Source organism: Pseudomonas sp. CBZ-4 (assembly GCF_000346755.1).
Classification (GTDB): Bacteria; Pseudomonadota; Gammaproteobacteria; order Pseudomonadales; family Pseudomonadaceae; genus Aquipseudomonas.
The window spans coordinates 20,323-40,766 of the sequence record NZ_ANNV01000042.1; the positions used below are offsets into that span (position 1 = coordinate 20,323).

Below are 20,444 nucleotides of genomic sequence, written 5' to 3' on the forward strand. Positions count from 1 at the left end.
AAGTTGCTATTGCATGTGGCGTGAAACCAAAATTCTGCTGATTGATGACGATAGCGTCCGCCGCCGCGATTTAGCGGTGATTTTGAATTTTCTTGGCGAAGAAAATCTGCCCTGCGGCAGCCATGACTGGCAGCAGGCGGTCAGCTCATTGTCATCGAGCCGTGAAGTCATTTGTGTGCTGATCGGGACGGTAAACGCTCCTGGCGCTGTTTTGGGCTTGTTGAAGACACTGTCTACGTGGGATGAGTTCCTTCCCGTGTTGCTGATGGGCGATATTTCTTCCGTCGAGCTGCCCGAAGACCAGCGCCGCCGCGTGCTGTCCACCCTGGAAATGCCGCCCAGCTACAGCAAATTGCTCGATTCCCTGCACCGCGCCCAGGTCTATCGCGAGATGTACGACCAGGCCCGCGAGCGCGGCCGCCACCGCGAACCCAACCTGTTCCGTAGCCTCGTCGGCACCAGCCGTGCGATCCAGCACGTGCGCCAGATGATGCAGCAAGTGGCCGACACCGACGCCAGCGTGCTGATCCTCGGCGAGTCGGGCACCGGCAAGGAAGTGGTCGCGCGCAACTTGCACTATCACTCCAAGCGCCGCGACGGGCCTTTTGTGCCGGTCAACTGTGGGGCGATCCCGGCAGAGCTGCTGGAAAGCGAATTATTCGGCCACGAGAAGGGCGCCTTTACCGGGGCGATCACCAGCCGTGCCGGGCGTTTCGAGCTGGCCAACGGCGGCACCCTGTTCCTTGACGAAATCGGCGATATGCCCCTGCCGATGCAGGTCAAGCTGCTGCGTGTGTTGCAGGAGCGTACCTTCGAGCGTGTGGGCAGCAACAAGACCCAGAGCGTCGATGTGCGCATCATCGCGGCCACCCACAAGAACCTCGAAAGCATGATCGAGGTGGGCAGCTTCCGCGAAGACCTGTACTACCGCCTCAACGTTTTCCCAATCGAGATGGCCCCGCTGCGTGAGCGCGTGGAGGACATCCCGCTGCTGATGAACGAACTGATCTCGCGCATGGAGCACGAGAAGCGCGGTTCGATCCGTTTCAATTCCGCCGCGATCATGTCCCTGTGCCGCCACGGCTGGCCGGGCAACGTGCGTGAGCTGGCCAACCTGGTGGAGCGCATGGCGATCATGCACCCCTATGGTGTGATCGGCGTGGTCGAGCTGCCGAAGAAATTCCGCTACGTCGATGACGAAGACGAGCAGCTCAATGACATCCGCAGCGACATGGAAGAGCGGGTAGCGATCAACGGCCACACGCCGGACTTCGCGTCTACCGCCATGCTGCCGCCGGAAGGCTTGGACCTCAAAGACTACCTCGGCAACCTGGAACAAGGCCTGATCCAACAGGCCCTGGACGACGCCAACGGCATCGTCGCCCGCGCCGCCGAGCGCTTGCGTATCCGCCGCACCACCCTGGTGGAGAAGATGCGCAAGTACGGCATGAGCCGTCGAGATGGCGATGAACAGGCGGATGATTGACGCCTAAATCACAAACCGCTGATTAGTCAGCGGTTTTTTTTTAGGCACGGGTATTGCTACAACCCTCGCAACGTTCCGTTTAACTGACGGTCAGCCAAGCGAGAGAGCATGATGCCCCACGCCGCCCAACTATCTTCGGCTCCCGATGCCGAACAGCTCAGCCGCAATGGCCTGGAACAGGCCTTTTCGCTGTTCAACCAGATGTCCAGCCAACTGACAGACTCCTACAGCCTGCTGGAAGCCCGGGTTTCCGAGCTTAAAGGCGAGCTGGCGGTGGTCAGTGCGCAGCGCATGGAAGAGCTGGCCGAGAAAGAGCGCCTGGCCAACCGTCTGCAAAACCTGTTGTCGCTGTTGCCCGGTGGCGTGATCGTCATCGACGAAGACGGCCGCGTGCGCGAAGCCAACCCGGCCGCCTGCGACATGCTCGGCCTGCCGCTGGAAGGCGAGCTGTGGCGCCACGTGATCACCCGCTGCTTCGCGCCCCGTGAAGACGACGGCCATGAAATCTCCCTGAAAGACGGCCGCCGCCTGTCCATCGCCACGCGCTCGCTTGATGCCGAGCCCGGCCAGCTGGTGCTGCTCAACGACCTCACCGAAACCCGTCACCTGCAAGACCAACTGGCGCGCCATGAGCGTTTGTCGTCGTTGGGCAGGATGGTCGCTTCTTTGGCGCATCAGATCCGCACGCCGCTGTCGGCCGCGCTGATCTACGCCAGTCATTTGACTGATGAGCAACTGCCGCCAGAAACCCAGCAACGTTTTGCTGGCAGGCTCAAGGAGCGTCTGCACGAATTGGAGCACCAGGTGCGCGACATGCTGGTGTTCGCCCGCGGCGAATTGCCGCTGACCGACCGAGTCACCCCGGCCGAGCTGATGCGCGCCCTGCAAGCCGCCGCGAGCACTCATATCCAGGAGGCCGAAGTGCGCTGGCAATGCGACAGCCACCTCGGCGAGTTGCTGTGCAACCGCGACACCCTGGTCGGCGCCTTGCTCAACCTGATCGAAAACGCCACCCAGGCCAGCACCCCCGGCGCGCGCCTGAAGATTCACCTGTACAGCCGCGCGCAAACCCTGCGCCTGTGCATCAGTGACAGCGGCAGTGGCATCGACCCGCAGGTGCTGCAGCGCCTCGGCGAACCCTTTTTCACCACCAAGACCAACGGAACGGGCCTGGGCCTGACCGTGGTCAAGGCCGTGGCACGCGCCCATCAGGGAGAATTGCAGCTGCGTTCCCGATTGGGGCGTGGCACCTGTGCATTGATGACCTTGCCGCTGTTTTCAGGCGCGGCAAGCGCGGAGTAAGCGAACATGGCAATCAAGGTTTTATTGGTAGAAGACGATCGCGCCCTGCGTGAGGCATTGGCTGACACGCTGTTGTTGGCGGGCCATGACTATCGGGCGGTCGGTTCAGCCGAGGAAGCCTTGCACGCGGTCGAGCAGGAACCCTTCAGCCTGGTGGTCAGCGACGTCAACATGCCCGGCATGGACGGCCACCAGTTGCTCGGCCTGCTGCGCGCCCGCCAGCCGCAATTGCCGGTGCTGCTGATGACCGCCCATGGCGCCGTGGAGCGCGCGGTCGACGCCATGCGCCAAGGCGCGGCGGATTACCTGGTCAAGCCGTTCGAACCGAAAGCCCTGATCGAGCTGGTGGCCCGTCATGCCCTCGGCGTACTGCCGGCCAGCGACGGCGAAGGGCCGATTGCCTTCGAGCCGGCCAGTGCGCAATTGCTGGAACTGGCCGCCCGCGTGGCGCGCAGCGACTCCACGGTATTGATCTCCGGCGAGTCCGGCACCGGCAAGGAGGTGCTGGCGCGCTATATCCACCAGCAATCCAGCCGCGCCAGCCAGCCGTTTGTCGCGATCAACTGCGCGGCGATCCCCGACAACATGCTGGAAGCCACCTTGTTCGGCCATGAAAAGGGCTCGTTCACCGGTGCCATTGCGGCCCAGGCGGGCAAGTTCGAACAAGCCGACGGCGGCACGATCCTGCTCGATGAGATTTCCGAAATGCCCCTGGGCCTGCAAGCCAAGTTGCTGCGCGTGTTGCAGGAGCGTGAAGTGGAGCGGGTCGGCGCACGCAAGCCGATCCAGCTGGATATCCGTGTGGTCGCCACCACCAACCGCGACCTCGCCGGCGAAGTGGCGGCGGGGCGTTTCCGTGAGGATCTGTTCTACCGCCTGTCGGTGTTCCCCCTGGCGTGGCGCCCGCTGCGTGAACGCCCGGCGGACATCATTCCGCTGGCCGAGCGCCTGCTGAACAACCACGTCAAAAAAATGAAGCACGCCCAGGCACGTCTGTCGGGCGAGGCCCAGGCGTGCCTGATCGCCTATCCATGGCCCGGCAACGTGCGGGAATTGGACAATGCGATCCAGCGCGCGCTGATCCTGCAACAGGGCGGCCTGATCCAGCCCCAGGATTTCTGCCTGGCCATGGGCAGTGGCGCGGCGCCATTGCCGAGCCTGGCACCCGCGCCGGTGCCTGTCGAAGCCGAATCTGCCGGTGCCCTGGGCGACGACCTGCGCCGCCGCGAATTCCAGATGATCATCGACACCCTGCGCGCCGAGCGCGGCCGCCGCAAAGAGGCCGCCGAACGCCTGGGCATCAGTCCGCGCACCCTGCGCTACAAGCTGGCGCAGATGCGCGATGCGGGGATGGATGTGGAAGCGTATCTGTTTGCCACCTAACTGGTACCAAGGCCGACAAGCTTTGTCGCCTTTTCTTACGAATCGATACAGAGCTGGCACCCTTGTTGCTACTTCCCCTAGTAATTGCGGCGTAGTGTCAAAAATTTGCGGGTTGTCGGAGAGAGAAGGTCATGAGCCAGGGTATTGAGTTCAATCGGTTGATGTTGGATATGCGCTCCATGCAAATGGATGCCATGGCTCAACCGAAATCCGTCGCGCAAGCGCCGGAATTGGGCCAAAGCAGCTTCGCCGACATGCTCGGCCAGGCGATCAATAAAGTCAGTGACACCCAGCAAGCCTCCAGCCAGTTGGCCACCGCGTTCGAAATCGGCAAAAGCGGCGTGGACCTCACCGATGTGATGGTCGCTTCGCAAAAAGCCAGCGTGTCGTTCCAGGCGTTGACCCAGGTGCGTAACAAGTTGGTTCAAGCCTATCAAGACATCATGCAGATGCCGGTTTAAGGACGAGATTTAAGTCATGGCAGAAGCAGTCGTGGACAACGCACCCGCCAAGGCAGACGGCAAGCCGCCGCTGTTTGGCCTGTCGTTCCTGGAAAACCTCTCCGAAATGACCATGTTGCGTCAGGTGGGCCTGATGGTCGGCCTGGCTGCCAGCGTGGCGATTGGTTTTGCCGTGGTGTTGTGGTCGCAGCAACCGGATTACCGCCCGTTGTACGGCAGCCTGGCGGGCATGGATTCCAAGCAGATCATGGAAACCCTCGCCGCCGCCGACATCGCCTACACCGTCGAGCCCAACTCCGGCGCCTTGCTGGTCAAGGCCGACGACGTGGCCCGTGCGCGCATGAAACTCGCCGCCGCCGGCGTGACGCCGTCCGACGCCAATATCGGTTTTGAAATCCTCGACAAAGACCAGGGCCTGGGCACTTCCCAGTTCATGGAAGCCACCCGCTATCGTCGCGGCCTGGAAGGCGAGTTGGCCCGCACCATCTCCAGCCTGAACAACGTCAAGGGCGCCCGCGTGCACTTGGCCATCCCGAAAAGCTCGGTGTTTGTGCGCGATGAGCGCAAGCCAAGCGCCTCGGTGCTGGTGGAGCTGTTCTCCGGCCGCTCCCTCGAGCCTGGCCAGGTGCTGGCGATCATCAACCTGGTGGCCACCAGCGTGCCTGAGTTGAGCAAGTCGCAGATCACCGTGGTCGACCAGAAGGGCAACCTGCTGTCGGACATGGCCGAGAACTCCGCGCTGACCCAGGCCGGCAAGCAATTCGACTACAGCCGCCGCATGGAAAGCATGCTCACCCAGCGCGTGCACAACATCCTGCAACCGGTGCTCGGCAACGACCGCTACAAGGCGGAAGTGTCGGCCGATGTGGACTTCAGCGCCGTCGAGTCGACCTCCGAACAATTCAATCCGGACCAGCCCGCGCTGCGCAGCGAGCAGTCCACCAGCGAACAACGCACCGCCAGCAGTGGCCCGCAAGGTGTGCCGGGTGCCCTCAGCAACCAGCCACCTGCACCAGCCTCGGCGCCGCAAACCACTGGTGGCGCCGCAGCCACCGCGGGCGCCATCGCCCCGGGCCAACCGCTGCTGGACGCCAACGGCCAGCAGATCATGGACCCGGCCACCGGCCAGCCGATGCTCGCCCCGTACCCGGCGGACAAGCGTAACCAGTCCACCAAGAACTTCGAGCTCGACCGTTCCATCAGCCACACCAAGCAGCAACAGGGCCGCGTCAATCGCCTGTCGGTGTCGGTGGTGGTCGATGATCAGGTCAAGGTCAACGCCGCGGACGGCACCATTACCCGTGCGCCATGGGGTGCCGATGAGTTGGCGCGCTTCACTCGCCTGGTGCAGGACGCAGTCGGTTTCGACGCCAGCCGTGGCGACAGCGTCAGCGTGATCAACATGCCGTTCTCCGCCGAGCGTGGTGAAGTGATCGCCGAAGCGGCGTTCTACACGCAGCCGTGGTTCTGGGACATCGTCAAGCAAGTGCTGGGTGTGTTGTTCATCCTGGTGCTGGTGTTCGGCGTGCTGCGCCCGGTGCTCAACAACATCACCGGCAACGGCAGCAAGAAACAACTGGCAGCCTTTGGTGGCAGCGACGTCGAGTTGGGTGGCATGGGCGGCCTGGACGGCGAACTGGCCAACGACCGCGTCAGCCTCGGCGGCCCGCAAAGCATCCTGTTGCCAAGCCCGAGCGAAGGGTACGACGCGCAGTTGAATGCAATCAAAAGTCTGGTGGCAGAAGATCCGGGTCGTGTGGCCCAGGTCGTGAAAGAGTGGATCAACGCAGATGAGTGATAATCGAGCCGCTGTTGCCAAGCTCACCAAGGTCGACAAAGCGGCGGTTCTGCTGCTGTCCCTCGGTGAAACCGATGCCGCCCAAGTGCTGCGTCACATGGGCCCCAAAGAGGTTCAGCGCGTCGGCGTGGCCATGGCGCAAATGCGCAATGTGCACCGCGAGCAAGTCGAACAGGTGATGAGCGAGTTCGTCGAGATCGTCGGCGACCAGACCAGCCTGGGCGTCGGCTCCGACAGCTACATCCGCAAGATGCTCACCTCGGCCCTGGGCGAAGACAAGGCCAACGGCCTGATCGACCGCATCCTGCTGGGCGGCAACACCAGTGGCCTCGACAGCCTCAAGTGGATGGAGCCGCGCGCGGTTGCCGACGTGATCCGCTTCGAACACCCGCAGATCCAGGCCATCGTCGTGGCTTATCTGGACCCGGACCAGGCCGGTGAAGTGCTTGGCCACTTCGACCATAAGGTGCGCCTGGACATCATCCTGCGCGTGTCGTCGCTGAACACCGTGCAGCCGGCGGCGCTGAAAGAACTCAACACGATCCTGGAGAAGCAGTTCTCCGGCAACTCGAATGCCGCGCGGACCACCTTGGGTGGTATCAAGCGTGCCGCCGACATCATGAACTTCCTCGACAGCTCGGTCGAAGGCCAGCTGATGGACTCGATCCGCGAGATCGACGACACCCTGTCGGGCCAGATCGAAGACCTCATGTTCGTGTTCAACAACCTCTCCGATGTCGACGACCGTGGCATCCAGGCGTTGCTGCGCGAAGTGTCCTCCGACGTGCTGGTGCTGGCCCTCAAGGGTTCGGACGAAGGCGTCAAGGAGAAGATCTTCAAGAACATGTCCAAGCGTGCGTCCGAACTGTTGCGCGACGACCTCGAAGCCAAGGGCCCGGTGCGCGTCAGCGACGTGGAAACGGCGCAGAAAGAAATCCTCACCATTGCCCGCCGTATGGCCGAAGCCGGAGAAATCGTTCTCGGCGGGAAGGGCGGCGAAGAAATGATCTAAGGCGCGCCCCATGTCGAACAAAGATGAGACGCCCAGCGATCTGATTCGCGCGCGGGATGTCGGCGGGTTCGACATCTGGTCGTTGCCCAGCTTCGACCCGCATGTGCCGGAACCCGAGCCTGAGCCGGAACCCGAACCGCCGGTGGAAATGGAAGAAGTGCCGCTGGACGAAGTCCAGCCACTGACCCTCGAAGAGTTGGAAAGCATCCGCCAGGAGGCCTACAACGAAGGCTTCGCCGCCGGTGAAAAAGACGGCTTTCGCAGCTCTACGCTCAAGGTGCGCCAGGAAGCCGAGGCGGCGCTCAGCGCCAAGCTGGGCAGCCTGGAGCGCCTGATGCGCAGCCTGTTCGAGCCGATTGCCGAGCAGGATTCGCAGCTGGAGAAATCCATGGTCGGCCTGGTGGAGCACATCGCGCGCCAGGTGATCCAGCGCGAACTGGTGCTCGATTCCAGCCATATCGAAAGCGTCATGCGTGAAGCCCTCAAGCTGCTGCCCCTGGGCGTCGGCAATGTGCGCTTGTACATCAACCCGCAGGATTTCGAACAGGTCAAAGCCCTGCGCGAGCGCCATGAAGAAACCTGGCGCATCGTCGAAGACGCGGCGTTGCAGCCCGGTGGTTGCCGCGTCGAAACCGAACACAGCCGCATCGATGCCACGGTGGAAACCCGCATCAGCCAGATCATGGCCAAGCTGCTGGACCAGGCCCACGAGCAGGTGCTGAACCCGGCCGAGCCGGATCTGAGCGTGGACCTGGACGCCCCCGATGCGCCTTGATCGCACCAGCTTCGCCAAGCGCCTGAGCGGTTATGCCGAGGCCACGGAGTTGCCCGGCCAGCCGATCCTCGAAGGGCGCCTGTTGCGCATGGTCGGCCTGACCCTCGAAGCCGAAGGCTTGCGCGCCGCCATGGGCAGCCGCTGCCTGGTGATCAACGACGACAGCTACCACCCGGTGCAGGTCGAAGCCGAAGTGATGGGCTTTTCCGGCAGCAAGATTTTCCTGATGCCCGTCGGCAGCCTGGCGGGTATTGCCCCCGGCGCCCGCGTGGTGCCCCTGGCCGACACCGGCCGCCTGCCCATGGGCATGAGCATGCTCGGCCGCGTACTCGACGGCGCCGGCCGTGCGCTGGACGGCAAGGGCGGCATGAAAGCCGAAGACTGGGTGCCGATGGACGGCCCCACGATCAACCCGCTCAAGCGCAACCCCATCAGCCAGCCGCTGGACGTGGGCATCCGCAGTATCAACGGTTTGTTGACGGTCGGCCGTGGCCAGCGTCTGGGCCTGTTTGCCGGTACTGGCGTGGGTAAGTCGGTGTTGCTGGGCATGATGACCCGCTTTACCGAGGCCGACATCATTGTGGTCGGGCTGATCGGCGAACGGGGCCGCGAGGTGAAGGAATTCATCGAGCACAGCCTCGGCGAAGAAGGCCTCAAGCGTTCAGTCGTGGTCGCCTCGCCGGCGGATGATGCGCCGCTGATGCGCCTGCGCGCCGCCATGTACTGCACGCGCATCGCCGAATATTTTCGCGACAAGGGCAAGAACGTCCTGTTGCTGATGGACTCGCTCACCCGTTTCGCCCAGGCCCAGCGGGAAATCGCCCTGGCCATCGGCGAGCCGCCCGCCACCAAAGGCTATCCGCCGTCGGTGTTCGCCAAGCTGCCCAAGCTGGTGGAGCGTGCCGGTAACGCCGAGGCCGGGGGTGGCTCGATTACCGCGTTCTACACCGTGTTGTCCGAAGGCGATGACCAGCAGGACCCGATTGCCGACTCGGCGCGGGGCGTGCTCGACGGCCACATCGTGCTGTCGCGACGTTTGGCGGAGGAGGGGCACTACCCGGCCATCGACATCGAAGCGTCCATCAGCCGGGTGATGCCGTCGGTGGTCACGCCGACGCATATGGCGCGGGCGCAGCAGTTCAAGCAGCTGTGGTCGCGCTATCAGCAGAGCCGCGATTTGATCAGCGTCGGCGCCTACGTGGCCGGTGGCGACCGCGACACCGACCTGGCGATTGCCCTGCAACCGCAACTGGTGACGTACCTGCGCCAGGGCCTTAACGACAAGATCAGCATGGGCGAAAGCGAAGCGCACCTGAACTCGATCTTCGCCCCGGCACCGGGCGGCTAAGCCATGGCCAGCACTCGTTCGTCGCGCCTGGCGCCAGTGGTGGACATGGCCGAAAAGGCCGAAAAAACCGCGGTGCAACGCCTGGGGTATTTCCAGGGCCAGGTGCGCCTGGCGGAAAGCAAGCTCGGCGACCTGGAGCGCTTTCGCGGCGAATACCAGCAACAGTGGATCGAACGCGGCACCCAGGGCGTGTCGGGCCAATGGTTGATGGGCTACCAGGGCTTTCTCAACCAGCTGGAAACCGCCGTCGACCAACAGCGCCAAAGCCTGCTCTGGCACCAGAACAACTTCGAAAAGGCCCGCGACAGCTGGCAGCAGGCGTACGCCCGGGTCGAGGGCTTGCGCAAGCTGGTGCAACGCTACATCGACGAAGCGCGGGCGTTGGAAGACAAGCGTGAGCAAAAGCTGCTGGATGAGTTATCACAGCGCCTCCCGCGCCAATCCCAATACTAAAGACCACCACCGGTCCCCTGTGGGAGCTGGCTTGCCTGCGATAGCGGTGTACCAGTTGGCTTATCCTTAGCTGATGTACCGCTATCGCAGGCAAGCCAGCTCCCACATTTGATCCTCTGTGTTGCTGCTGTGGCGTTCAGCTGCTAAACCTGTGTCTACCGCCAATGACAAGGAAGCAGTCACATGTCAGTCGAGTCTGAAGTATCCCTGGACGGGAAGAAGTTGACGATCGCGATCAAGGGTCGGTTCGATTTCGGCAGCCACCAGACGTTTCGCGAATCCTACGAACGCTTCTACAAGGTGCCCGAGTTGTACGTGGTCGACCTGAAAGACACCACCTACATGGACAGCTCGGCCCTGGGCATGCTCCTGCTGTTGCGTGATCACGCCGGCGGTGACAACGCGGACGTGCAGGTGGTCAACAGCAATTCCGATGTGCGCAAGATCCTCGCCATCTCCAACTTCGACAAACTGTTCGACATCAGTTGAGCGGCCTGGCCCCCGTGCTTGAGCCGCTGACGGTGCTGATCGCCGAAGACAGCGCCACCGACCTGCTGTTGTTGTCCACCATCGTGCGGCGCCAGGGGCATCAGGTGCTCACCGCCAGCAATGGTTTGGACGCGGTGCAAGTGTTTGCCCGCGAGCGCCCGCAGTTGGTGTTGATGGACGCCCTGATGCCGGTGATGGACGGCTTTGAAGCGGCGCGCCAGATCAAGCAGTTGGCGGGCGAAACCTTGGTGCCGGTGATTTTCCTCACCTCCCTGCGCGAGAGTTCGGCCCTGGCCCAGTGCCTGGATGCCGGCGGCGATGACTTCATGGCCAAGCCCTACAACCCGCTGATCCTGGCGGCGAAGATCAACGCCATGGATCGCCTGCGCCGCTTGCAAGCCACGGTGTTGCAGCAGCGCGACCTGATCGCCCGGCACCACGACTACCTGCTGCATGAGCAACGGGTGGCCAAGGCGGTGTTCGACAAGGTGGCGCATTCGGGCTGTATCAACGCCGCGCCGAATATCCGCTACCTGCAATCGCCCTATGCGCTGTTCAACGGCGACCTGTTGCTGGCGGCCTATACGCCGTCGGGCGATATGCATGTGTTGCTGGGCGACTTCACCGGCCACGGCTTGCCGGCGGCGGTGGGCGCCATGCCCCTGGCGGAAGTGTTCTACGGCATGACCGCCAAGGGCTACGGCCTGGCGCAGATCCTGCGGGAGATGAACGTCAAGCTCAAACGCATCCTGCCGGTGGACATGTTCTGCTGCGCCACCCTGTTGTGCCTGAGCACCCAGCGCCGTGTGGTGGAAGTGTGGAACGGCGGCATGCCCGAAGGCTATGTGCATGAAGTCGCCAGCGGCAAGCGCACGGCGTTGGTGCCGCGGCATCTGCCGTTGGGCGTGCTGTCGGCCGAAGCCTTCGATGACCGCACCGAGGTGTGGCCGATGGCCCTGGGTGACCGGGTGTTTTTGCTCTCCGATGGCGTGCTCGACACGGCTGACAGCAATGACCAGCTGTTTGGCGTCGAGCGCCTGCATCAGGTATTTGCCGCCAACCGCGAGCCCGACCTTTTGTTTGCCGAGATCGAGCAAGCCCTGGCCGGGTTTCGCGGTGAGGCGCGGGATGACGTGAGCATGGTGGAAATCACCCTGCAAGCCGGGCAGTCCCTGCGCGCGACCGGGCCGCTGTATACCGACAGCAGCCAGTCGTGCCCGCTGGATTGGTCGGTGAGTTTCGAGTTTCGCGCCGAGACCCTCAAGCGCTACAACCCGTTGCCGTACTTGCTGCAACTGTTGCTGGAAATCCACGGCCTGCGCGAGCGCAGCGGGGCGTTGTACAGCGTGATGGCCGAGCTGTATTCCAACGCCCTGGAGCACGGCGTGCTGGGCCTGGACTCGCGGCTCAAGCGGGATGTGCACGGTTTTGCCGACTACTATCGCCAGCGCAACGAGCGGTTGGCGCAGTTGAGCGGCGGTTACGTGCGGGTGCACGTGCAGGTGGTGCCGACGGCGACGGGCGGGCAGATGTCGTTGCGCATCGAAGACAGCGGCGCCGGCTTTGACGTGGAACAGGTGCTGGCGCGCCCGCTGGAGGTTGATCGCCTGTCGGGCCGGGGGCTGAACCTGGTGCGTCAATTGAGCGGCGACGTGCACTGGTCCGACGGCGGGCGGAGCGTCTGCGTGGAGTTTTCGTGGCCGGCTCAGGCATAATCCGCCGATTCTTGATCAAGGAGCGAACAAGTGGCTGAGATTCATCTGGACCCGGACGTGTTATCGGGGTTGCAGGAAGTGATGGAAGGTGAGTATCCGCGCTTGCTGGATACCTTCCTCGACGATTCGCAAAAGCGCGTCGAAGCGTTGCGCAAGGCCCGGGATGACGCCAAGGCGCTCGGGCGCATCGCCCACAGCTTCAAGGGCAGCAGCGGCAACCTGGGCGCGGTGCGGCTGGCGCAGTTGTGCCAGCGGTTGGAGGCGGAGTCGGCGCAGGCGCCTGGCAGTGACTTGGGTGAGCTGGTGGATCAGATCGATCACGAATTTGCGCTGGTGCGGCCGCTGTATGAGTCGGAGCGCCAGCGCTTCCAGCTCTGACCTGTGGGAGCTGGCTTGCCTGCGATAGCATCACCACGGTTTAACTGAAATATCGAGTTGCCCGCATCGCAGGCAAGCCAGCGCCCACAGAAAAGCCAGCTCCCGCATTTCTAGTCGCACTCGGCAACCTGGCCCGACTCTTGCTCTATCTCCTGTTACTGCATCCCCGACCCCATGCAGTGGAGACCTTTACCTATGCCAGTCGCCCCGAATTCGCTCCTCCAGGCTGCCCCTGCGGCCAAGCCGCAAGCGCCCGCTGCCAACCCCCCGGCAGCGGCCGTGGAGCCGCGTGACAAGGGCGCCGGCTTTGCCCAGGTGTTCGCCAGCCAGGGGTCAAAACCGGTGGCAAAGGCCGACGACGCGCCGTCAAAAACCACACGCGACAAGCCTGCCGACGCCAATGCCAAGCAGGTGGACAGCAATGACAAACCTGCCGCCAGCAAGCCGGCGGTTGCCGATAGCGGCAATCCTTTGCCTGCCAAACCGCCCGCCAAGTCCGACGACAGCGCCAGCACGGATGACGACAAACCTGTCGGCCCGGCCCTGGCGCAGCAGCCTCCCACTGACCCGGTAGTCGACCCGGCCTTGGTGGCAGCGGTCACGCCGGCTGTAGTCGTGCCGGTGGTGACTGTTACTGACGACAGCAAGCCTGCGCCCGTGGCCACCGCACCGCTGGCGGTGACCGACGAGGTCAAGCAGCCAGCCTTCGACCCCGAGGCGGACCCCCTCGATTCCATGCCGGCCGTACGCCTGGCGATGGAGCAGGGCGGCCACGTCTCCGCCAGCAGCCAGTCGCCGCAGAAACCTACGCCAAACCTGGACCAGCCCACCGCTGCGCAAAACTTCACGGCTGGCCTGGCCAATATGGTCGACCAGCAAGCCGCCAAGGACAGCACTGACCAAGGTGGCGACAAGGCTTTCAGCGGGCTGATCGACGACGGTCTCAAGGACTTGAAGGGCGCCAGCAGCGACACCCGTGTCGATGACTTCGCCAACCGCCTGGCTGCGTTGACCCAGGCTGCCACGCCGAAAACCGCAAATGCCTTGCCGCCGGCCACCAACACGCCGTTGGCCATGCATCAGAGCGGCTGGACCGAAGAAGTGGTCAACCGCGTGATGTACCTGTCCAGCGCGAACCTCAAGTCCGCCGAGATCCAGTTGCAGCCAGCGGAATTGGGGCGCCTGGATATCAAAGTCAATATGACGGCGGACCAGCAGGCCCAGGTCAGCTTCATGAGCGGCCATGCCGTGGTGCGTGAAGCGCTGGAAAGCCAGTCCGGGCGCCTGCGCGAGATGTTTGCCCAGCAGGGCATGGGACAGGTGGATGTGAACGTGTCGGACCAGTCCCGTGGCCAGGAGCAGCAACAGCAGCAGGGCCAGGCGCGTGGCGTGAGTGGCATCGGTGGGCGTGGGGGTGATAGTGACAGCGGTGCCCATGCTGAAGTGGCTGAAGCGGTTGCGCCGGTGACGTCAACGGTGATCGGCTCCAGCGCCGTCGATTACTACGCCTGACCCCAGCAGGAACGCGGTCCATGTGGGAGCTGGCTTGCCTGCGATAGCGATCTATCAGTGACAGATGTATTCACTGACACACCGCTATCGCAGGCAAGCCAGCTCCCACAGTTGATTTGGGGTGTAGCTGCTTCCTCGCATTACCAGACAACTCTGGCATAACACTTGCTCTTGCCTTTCCGTAGATCTATGAATCCCCGAATAGTGACGGATTATTGGCATGGCGAAGAGCGACGACGCAGCAAAAGCACCCGCAGGCAAAGGCAAGCTCAAGCTTATCCTGATGATTGTCGTGGGCCTGATCCTGGCTATCGGCGCCTCTGTCGGTGGCACCTGGTACATCATGCACAGCAGTGCAAGCAAACCGGCACCGGCTGCCGAAACCGCCAGTAACGTCAAGCAACCGGCAATCTTCGAGCCGATGCTGCCGGCCTTTGTCGCCAACTTCAACCAGAACGGCCGCCAACGCTACCTGCAAGTCAGCATGACCTTGCTGGCGCGCAACCAGGCCGACCTGGATGCCCTCAAGGTGCATATGCCGGTGATCCGCAACAACCTGGTGATGCTGTTCTCCGCCCAAAGCTTCGACGCCCTGGCCACCCCGGTCGGCCAGGAAATGCTGCGCCAGAAGGTCACCGCAAGCGTGCAGGAAGTGTCCCAGAAAGAGCTCGGCAAAGTCGCAATCGAGCAAGTGCTCTTTACCAACTACGTACTGCAGTAGGATCACGACATGGCCGTGCAAGACCTGCTGTCCCAGGATGAAATCGACGCGCTGCTCCACGGCGTCGACGATGGTCTGGTGCAGACCGAAATGGCTGCCGAACCCGGCAGCGTCAAAAGTTATGACCTGACCAGCCAGGACCGCATCGTCCGTGGGCGCATGCCGACCCTGGAGATGATCAACGAACGTTTTGCCCGTTACACGCGGATCAGCATGTTCAACATGCTGCGCCGCTCGGCGGACGTGGCGGTGGGCGGCGTGCAGGTGATGAAGTTCGGTGAATACGTGCACTCGCTGTACGTGCCCACCAGCCTCAACCTGGTCAAGATCAAGCCGCTGCGCGGCACGGCGCTGTTCATCCTCGACGCCAAGCTGGTGTTCAAGCTGGTGGACAACTTCTTCGGCGGCGACGGTCGTCACGCCAAGATCGAAGGCCGTGAATTCACCCCCACCGAACTGCGCGTAGTGCGCATGGTGCTGGAGCAAGCCTTCATCGACTTGAAGGAAGCCTGGCAGGCGATCATGGAAGTCAATTTCGAGTACATCAACTCGGAAGTGAACCCGGCCATGGCCAACATCGTCGGCCCCAGCGAAGCCATTGTGGTGTCGACCTTCCACATCGAACTCGATGGCGGTGGCGGCGACCTGCACGTGACCATGCCGTACTCGATGATCGAGCCGGTGCGCGAAATGCTCGACGCCGGTTTCCAGTCCGACCTCGACGACCAGGACGAACGCTGGGTCAAGGCCCTGCGCGAAGACTTGCTGGATGTGGACGTGCCCCTGAGCGCCACCGTGGCCCGCCGCCAACTGCGCCTGCGCGACATCTTGCACATGCAGCCGGGCGACGTGATCCCCGTGGAATTGCCGGAAGAAATGATCATGCGCGCCAACGGCGTGCCGTCGTTCAAGGTCAAGCTCGGTTCCCACAAGGGCAACCTGGCGTTGCAAGTGATCGAACCGATCAACCGCCGCTGATCAACTTTAATTTTTGCTGCGCCGAGGACATGTAATGGCTACCGAACACGAAAACACTTCCGCCGAAGACCAGGCCCTGGCTGACGAATGGGCGGCTGCCCTGGAAGAGACCGGCGATGTTGGCCAGGACGACATCGACGCGCTGCTGGCCGCCGACGCCGCCACCGCGCCGGCCGGCAACCGCCTGCCGATGGAAGAATTCGGCAGCGTGCCGAAGAACAACGAGCCGGTGACCCTCGATGGGCCGAACCTGGATGTGATCCTCGACATCCCGGTGTCGATCTCCATGGAAGTGGGCAGCACCGAAATCAACATCCGCAACCTGCTGCAACTCAACCAGGGTTCGGTGATCGAGCTCGATCGCCTGGCCGGTGAGCCGCTGGACGTGCTGGTCAACGGCACCCTGATTGCCCACGGCGAAGTGGTGGTGGTCAACGAAAAGTTCGGCATCCGCCTGACCGACGTGATCAGCCCGAGCGAACGCATCAAGAAGCTGCGCTGATATGAACCGCCTGATGGTAGGACTGTTATTCGCGCTGCCATTGGGCGCCATGGCCGCCGAGCCGATTGCCCAGGCCGCCACGGCGGCGCCGGCCGGCAGCGGCCTCGGTGGCCAGTTGACGCAGCTGGTGCTGGGCCTGCTGCTGGTGGTGGGCCTGATTTTCGTGCTGGCCTGGCTGATGCGCCGGGTGCAGAACGTCGGTCCGGGCAATGGCCAGGTCATCGAGCTGATCGGCTCGCGCGCCCTTGGCCCGCGTGATCGGCTGGGGCTGGTGCAAGTCGGCGAGGAACAGATCCTGCTGGGCCTCACCCCTGGCCGCATCACTCCGCTGCATGTGCTCAAGACCCCCGTGAACGTGGATCAGGCCGAGTCCGCCACGCCAGAATTCGCCCAGCGCCTGATGGAGTTGCTGGGCAAGGATCAGAAGGATAAGAAGTAATGCGCGTTTTATTGACGCTCATGCTGTTGCTGGCGGCGCCATTGGCGTTCGCCGCCGACCCGTTGTCGATCCCGGCGATTACCCTGGGCACCAACGCGGCGGGCGCGCAGGAGTATTCGGTCAGCCTGCAGATCCTGCTGATCATGACGGCGCTGAGTTTTATCCCGGCGTTTGTCATGCTGATGACCAGCTTTACGCGGATCATCATCGTGTTCTCGATCCTGCGCCAGGCCCTGGGCTTGCAGCAGACGCCGTCGAACCAGATCCTCACCGGCATGGCCTTGTTCCTGACGCTGTTCATCATGGCGCCGGTGTTCGACAAGGTGAACCAGCAAGCGCTGCAGCCTTACCTGGCGGAAACCATCACGGCCCAGGTCGCCATCGACAAGGCCCAGGGCCCGATCAAGGACTTCATGCTGTCGCAGACCCGCTCCAGCGACCTGGAGCTGTTCATGCGCCTGTCCAAGCGCACCGACATCGCCACCCCGGACCAGGCGCCGCTGACCATCCTCGTGCCGGCGTTTGTCACCTCGGAATTGAAGACCGCATTCCAGATCGGCTTCATGATCTTTATCCCGTTCCTGATCATCGACCTGGTGGTGGCGAGCGTGCTGATGGCCATGGGTATGATGATGCTGTCGCCGCTGATCATCTCGTTGCCGTTCAAGATCATGCTGTTTGTGCTGGTGGACGGTTGGGCGCTGATTATCGGCACCCTGGCCGGCAGTTTCGGCGGGGTATAGCGCAATGACTCCAGAAGTAGCCGTCGACCTGTTCCGTGAAGCGCTGTGGCTGACCACCATGATGGTCGCCGTGCTGGTGGTGCCGAGCCTGTTGGTGGGCCTGCTGGTGGCGATGTTCCAGGCGGCGACGCAGATTAACGAACAGACCTTGAGCTTCCTGCCGCGTTTGCTGGTGATGCTGATCACCCTGATCGTCGCCGGCCCGTGGCTGGTGCAGACGTTCATGGAATACATCCTGCAGCTGTACGGCAGTATTCCGCAGTTGATCGGCTGACCTGATGCAGTCCGTACTGGCCTTGACCGACACCCAGATCAGCACCTGGGTGGCGTCCTTCATCCTGCCGATGTTCCGGGTCATGGCGGTGCTGATGACCATGCCGGTGTTTGGCACGACCCTGGTGCCCAAGCGCATCCGCCTGTATTTCGCATTCGCCATCACCGTGGTGATCGTGCCCGGCTTGCCGCCGATGCCACCGGTGAATGCGCTGGACCTCAGTGCGTTGTTGCTGATTGCCGAGCAGATCCTGATCGGCGCAATCCTGGGTTTCTCGCTGACGTTGTTCTTCCAGGCCTTTGTGATCGCCGGGCAAATCATCTCGATCCAGATGGGCATGGGCTTTGCGTCCATGGTCGACCCTACCAACGGCGTGTCGGTGGCGGTGATCGGGCAGTTCCTGACGATGCTGGTGACCTTGCTGTTCCTGGCCATGAACGGCCATCTGGTGGCATTCGAGGTGATGACCGAGAGCTTCACCACCTTGCCCGTGGGCTCGGGGCTGGTGGTCAACCATTTCTGGGAGCTGGTCGGGCGCCTCAGTTGGGTGCTGGGCGCGTCGCTGTTGCTGGTGTTGCCGGCGATCACCGCGTTGCTGGTGGTCAACATCGCGTTTGGCGTGATGACCCGGGCGGCGCCGCAATTGAACATCTTCTCCATCGGTTTCCCGTTGACCCTGGTCTTGGGCATGGGGATTTTCTGGGTCGGCATGGCCGACATTCTCAATCAGTATCAACCGCTGGCGTCCGACGCCTTGCAGTTCTTACGTGATCTGGCACGGGCGCGCTGAACCATGGCCGAGAGCGAGAGTGGTCAGGACAAGACAGAAGACCCCACGGAGAAACGCAAAAAGGACTCCCGGGAAAAGGGCGAGATCGCCCGCTCCAAGGAGCTGAATACCGTAGCGACCATGATGGCCGGCGCCGGTGCCTTGCTGATCTACGGCGGTGGCCTGGCGCTGGACCTGATGGAGCTGATGAAGCACAACTTCACCTTGCCCCGCGAGGTGTTGCTCAGCCCCGGCGCCATGGGCCAATACCTGCTGCACTCGGGCAAGATCGCGATTCTGGCGGTGCAGCCGGTGTTGATCACCTTGCTGCTGGCCGCGCTGATCGGCCCGGTCGCCCTCGGCGGCTGGTTGTTTGCCGCCGGCAGCATGGCGCCGAAATTCAGCCGCATGAACCCCGGCGCCGGGCTCAAGCGCATGTTCTCCGCCAAGGCTTTGGTGGAGTTGCTCAAGGCCCTGGCCAAGTTCATCGTGATTCTGTTTGTGGCGCTGATGGTGTTGTCGTCCGACATCGACGACCTGCTGCGCATCGCCCATGAGCCGCTGGAGTCGGCGATCATCCACAGCGTGCAGGTGGTGGGCTGGAGCGCGCTGTGGATGGCGGCCGGGCTGATCATCATCGCCGCGGTGGATGCGCCGATCCAGCTGTGGGAAAGCCACAAGAAACTACTGATGACCAAGCAGGAAGTGCGCGACGAACACAAGGATCAGGAGGGGCGCCCCGAGGTCAAGCAACGCATTCGCCAACTGCAGAGGGAAATGTCCCAGCGCAAGATGATGGCCTCGGTGCCCGACGCCGACGTGGTTATCACCAACCCGACCCACTACGCCGTGGCGCTCAAGTACGACCCGGAGAAGGGCGGTGCGCCGATGTTGCTGGCCAAGGGCAGCGACTTCACCGCGTTGAAGATCCGCGAAATCGCAGTGGCCAACGACATCCTGCTGCTGGAGTCGCCGGCGCTGGCGCGGTCGATTTTCTATTCCACCGACCTCGACCAGGAAATCCCTGCCGGGCTGTACCTGGCGGTGGCCCAGGTGCTGGCGTATGTCTATCAGATCCGCCAGTACCGCGCGGGCAAGGGCAAGCGGCCGGACCCGTTGAAGGATCTGCCGATTCCGCCAGAGTTGCGCCGCGATTCCTGAGGTTTGCAGTGCCTGTAAGGGCCTCATCGCAGGCAAGCCAGCTCCCACATAAATCACTGTGCTGCCAACCTGTGGGAGCGGGCCTGCCCGCGATGAGGCCCTGAAGCCGTCCTTGTACCGTTCGTCGAAAACCCTTCCCTACCTGTCAACTCTGACAGTAGCCAGCTGGCCCTTCTCGCGGTTCCATGGCGCTAGATACGCGGCGCAGGAAGCAGAGAGATAGCAATGAAGTGGGTCTCAGGAACGGTCAAATCTTACAACCACCAGACGGGTGAGGGTGTGATCGCAATGGATGGCGGGAGCGAGCAGGTGCCTGTGGACCTCGTCAGCTCTGCCGGGGTTCGGCTCAGCGAAGGGCAGCGGGTGAGATTTGCGCGGATCCACCGGCCCCAGGGCGTATTTGCAGCCAGCATCACACTTATCTCGGGTTGATGAATGAGAAGTCGGGAGAACGGCAATGGCAACAGGCACTGTGAAGTGGTTTAACGCGGAGAAGGGGTTTGGGTTTATCACGCCGGACGACGGCTCGGCGGATGTGTTTGTTCACTTCTCTGCGATAACGGGGGACGGTTTCAAAACCCTTGAAGAGGGCAAGAAAGTCGAGTACGGCATCACTCAGGGCCAAAAAGGCCCGCAGGCCGAAAACGTCCGCGCCCTCTAGGCCTTTTCCTCTATCTCAAGCCGAACACGGTCAATTGTGGGAGCGGGCTTGCCCGCGATAGCGCAGTGTCAGTCAACTTGTTCG

The 20,444-nt window shown here is 62.8% G+C and carries 22 protein-coding genes; all 22 read left to right on the plus strand.

Annotation, left to right across the window (positions count from 1 at the left end; translation table 11 throughout):
* Positions 1-13: 13 nt before the first annotated feature.
* The 22 genes from B348_RS0105810 (at position 14) to B348_RS0105920 (ending at position 20,360) form a co-directional block, all read left to right on the plus strand.
* Complete coding sequence (locus B348_RS0105810; protein ID WP_017735203.1) at positions 14-1,486, plus strand: sigma-54 dependent transcriptional regulator; 1,473 nt, start codon at positions 14-16, stop codon at positions 1,484-1,486.
* A gap of 111 nt (positions 1,487-1,597) precedes the next feature.
* Positions 1,598-2,788, plus strand: coding sequence for a PAS domain-containing sensor histidine kinase (locus B348_RS0105815; protein ID WP_032864718.1), 1,191 nt, complete (start codon positions 1,598-1,600; stop codon positions 2,786-2,788).
* Between the two features lie 6 nt (positions 2,789-2,794).
* Positions 2,795-4,171, plus strand: a complete 1,377-nt coding sequence (locus B348_RS0105820; protein WP_017735205.1) for a sigma-54 dependent transcriptional regulator — start codon at positions 2,795-2,797, stop codon at positions 4,169-4,171.
* Positions 4,172-4,302: 131 nt separating this feature from the next.
* Positions 4,303-4,632, plus strand: coding sequence for a flagellar hook-basal body complex protein FliE (gene fliE / locus B348_RS0105825; protein WP_017735206.1), 330 nt, complete (start codon positions 4,303-4,305; stop codon positions 4,630-4,632).
* A 16-nt stretch (positions 4,633-4,648) separates the two neighbouring features.
* On the plus strand, positions 4,649-6,430 hold the full coding sequence (fliF, locus tag B348_RS0105830) for a flagellar basal-body MS-ring/collar protein FliF (RefSeq protein WP_017735207.1): 1,782 nt from the start codon (positions 4,649-4,651) through the stop codon (positions 6,428-6,430).
* On the plus strand, positions 6,423-7,442 hold the full coding sequence (fliG, locus tag B348_RS0105835; protein WP_017735208.1) for a flagellar motor switch protein FliG: 1,020 nt from the start codon (positions 6,423-6,425) through the stop codon (positions 7,440-7,442). Before fliF ends, fliG begins: the two co-directional genes overlap by 8 nt.
* A 10-nt stretch (positions 7,443-7,452) precedes the next feature.
* The gene (gene fliH, locus B348_RS0105840; RefSeq protein ID WP_017735209.1) at positions 7,453-8,217 is read left to right on the plus strand and encodes a flagellar assembly protein FliH; all 765 of its coding nucleotides are present in this window, start codon (positions 7,453-7,455) and stop codon (positions 8,215-8,217) included.
* The gene (gene fliI / locus B348_RS0105845) at positions 8,207-9,565 is read left to right on the plus strand and encodes a flagellar protein export ATPase FliI (protein WP_017735210.1); all 1,359 of its coding nucleotides are present in this window, start codon (positions 8,207-8,209) and stop codon (positions 9,563-9,565) included. The genes fliH and fliI overlap by 11 nt, the downstream gene beginning before the upstream one ends.
* Before the next feature lie 3 nt (positions 9,566-9,568).
* Entirely contained in the window at positions 9,569-10,018 is a 450-nt protein-coding gene (gene fliJ, locus B348_RS0105850; protein WP_017735211.1) for a flagellar export protein FliJ, read from the plus strand.
* Positions 10,019-10,201: 183 nt separating this feature from the next.
* Entirely contained in the window at positions 10,202-10,507 is a 306-nt protein-coding gene (locus B348_RS0105855) for an STAS domain-containing protein (RefSeq protein ID WP_017735212.1), read from the plus strand.
* Positions 10,504-12,222 carry a fused response regulator/phosphatase gene (locus tag B348_RS0105860; RefSeq protein ID WP_017735213.1) on the plus strand — a complete coding sequence of 573 codons (1,719 nt, stop codon included), beginning with the start codon at positions 10,504-10,506 and terminating at the stop codon, positions 12,220-12,222. Before B348_RS0105855 ends, B348_RS0105860 begins: the two co-directional genes overlap by 4 nt.
* 30 nt (positions 12,223-12,252) lie before the next feature.
* A complete protein-coding gene (locus B348_RS0105865) occupies positions 12,253-12,600 on the plus strand; it encodes an Hpt domain-containing protein (RefSeq protein ID WP_017735214.1) in 348 nt (115 codons plus the stop codon).
* A gap of 195 nt (positions 12,601-12,795) precedes the next feature.
* Entirely contained in the window at positions 12,796-14,112 is a 1,317-nt protein-coding gene (locus B348_RS0105870) for a flagellar hook-length control protein FliK (protein WP_017735215.1), read from the plus strand.
* Between the two features lie 220 nt (positions 14,113-14,332).
* On the plus strand, positions 14,333-14,833 hold the full coding sequence (gene fliL, locus B348_RS0105875; protein WP_017735216.1) for a flagellar basal body-associated protein FliL: 501 nt from the start codon (positions 14,333-14,335) through the stop codon (positions 14,831-14,833).
* Positions 14,834-14,842: 9 nt separating this feature from the next.
* On the plus strand, positions 14,843-15,811 hold the full coding sequence (gene fliM / locus B348_RS0105880) for a flagellar motor switch protein FliM (protein ID WP_017735217.1): 969 nt from the start codon (positions 14,843-14,845) through the stop codon (positions 15,809-15,811).
* A gap of 34 nt (positions 15,812-15,845) precedes the next feature.
* On the plus strand, positions 15,846-16,313 hold the full coding sequence (gene fliN / locus B348_RS0105885) for a flagellar motor switch protein FliN (protein WP_010208756.1): 468 nt from the start codon (positions 15,846-15,848) through the stop codon (positions 16,311-16,313).
* A gap of 1 nt (position 16,314) precedes the next feature.
* Entirely contained in the window at positions 16,315-16,752 is a 438-nt protein-coding gene (gene fliO / locus B348_RS0105890) for a flagellar biosynthetic protein FliO (RefSeq protein WP_017735218.1), read from the plus strand.
* Positions 16,752-17,495, plus strand: coding sequence for a flagellar type III secretion system pore protein FliP (gene fliP / locus B348_RS0105895; protein WP_017735219.1), 744 nt, complete (start codon positions 16,752-16,754; stop codon positions 17,493-17,495). The genes fliO and fliP overlap by 1 nt, the downstream gene beginning before the upstream one ends.
* A gap of 4 nt (positions 17,496-17,499) precedes the next feature.
* Complete coding sequence (gene fliQ, locus B348_RS0105900) at positions 17,500-17,769, plus strand: flagellar biosynthesis protein FliQ (protein WP_003214552.1); 270 nt, start codon at positions 17,500-17,502, stop codon at positions 17,767-17,769.
* Positions 17,770-17,773: 4 nt separating this feature from the next.
* The gene (gene fliR / locus B348_RS0105905; protein ID WP_017735220.1) at positions 17,774-18,559 is read left to right on the plus strand and encodes a flagellar biosynthetic protein FliR; all 786 of its coding nucleotides are present in this window, start codon (positions 17,774-17,776) and stop codon (positions 18,557-18,559) included.
* A gap of 3 nt (positions 18,560-18,562) precedes the next feature.
* Complete coding sequence (gene flhB / locus B348_RS0105910; protein ID WP_017735221.1) at positions 18,563-19,699, plus strand: flagellar biosynthesis protein FlhB; 1,137 nt, start codon at positions 18,563-18,565, stop codon at positions 19,697-19,699.
* Between the two features lie 457 nt (positions 19,700-20,156).
* Positions 20,157-20,360 carry a cold-shock protein gene (locus B348_RS0105920; RefSeq protein WP_017735223.1) on the plus strand — a complete coding sequence of 68 codons (204 nt, stop codon included), beginning with the start codon at positions 20,157-20,159 and terminating at the stop codon, positions 20,358-20,360.
* Positions 20,361-20,444: the final 84 nt, after the last annotated feature.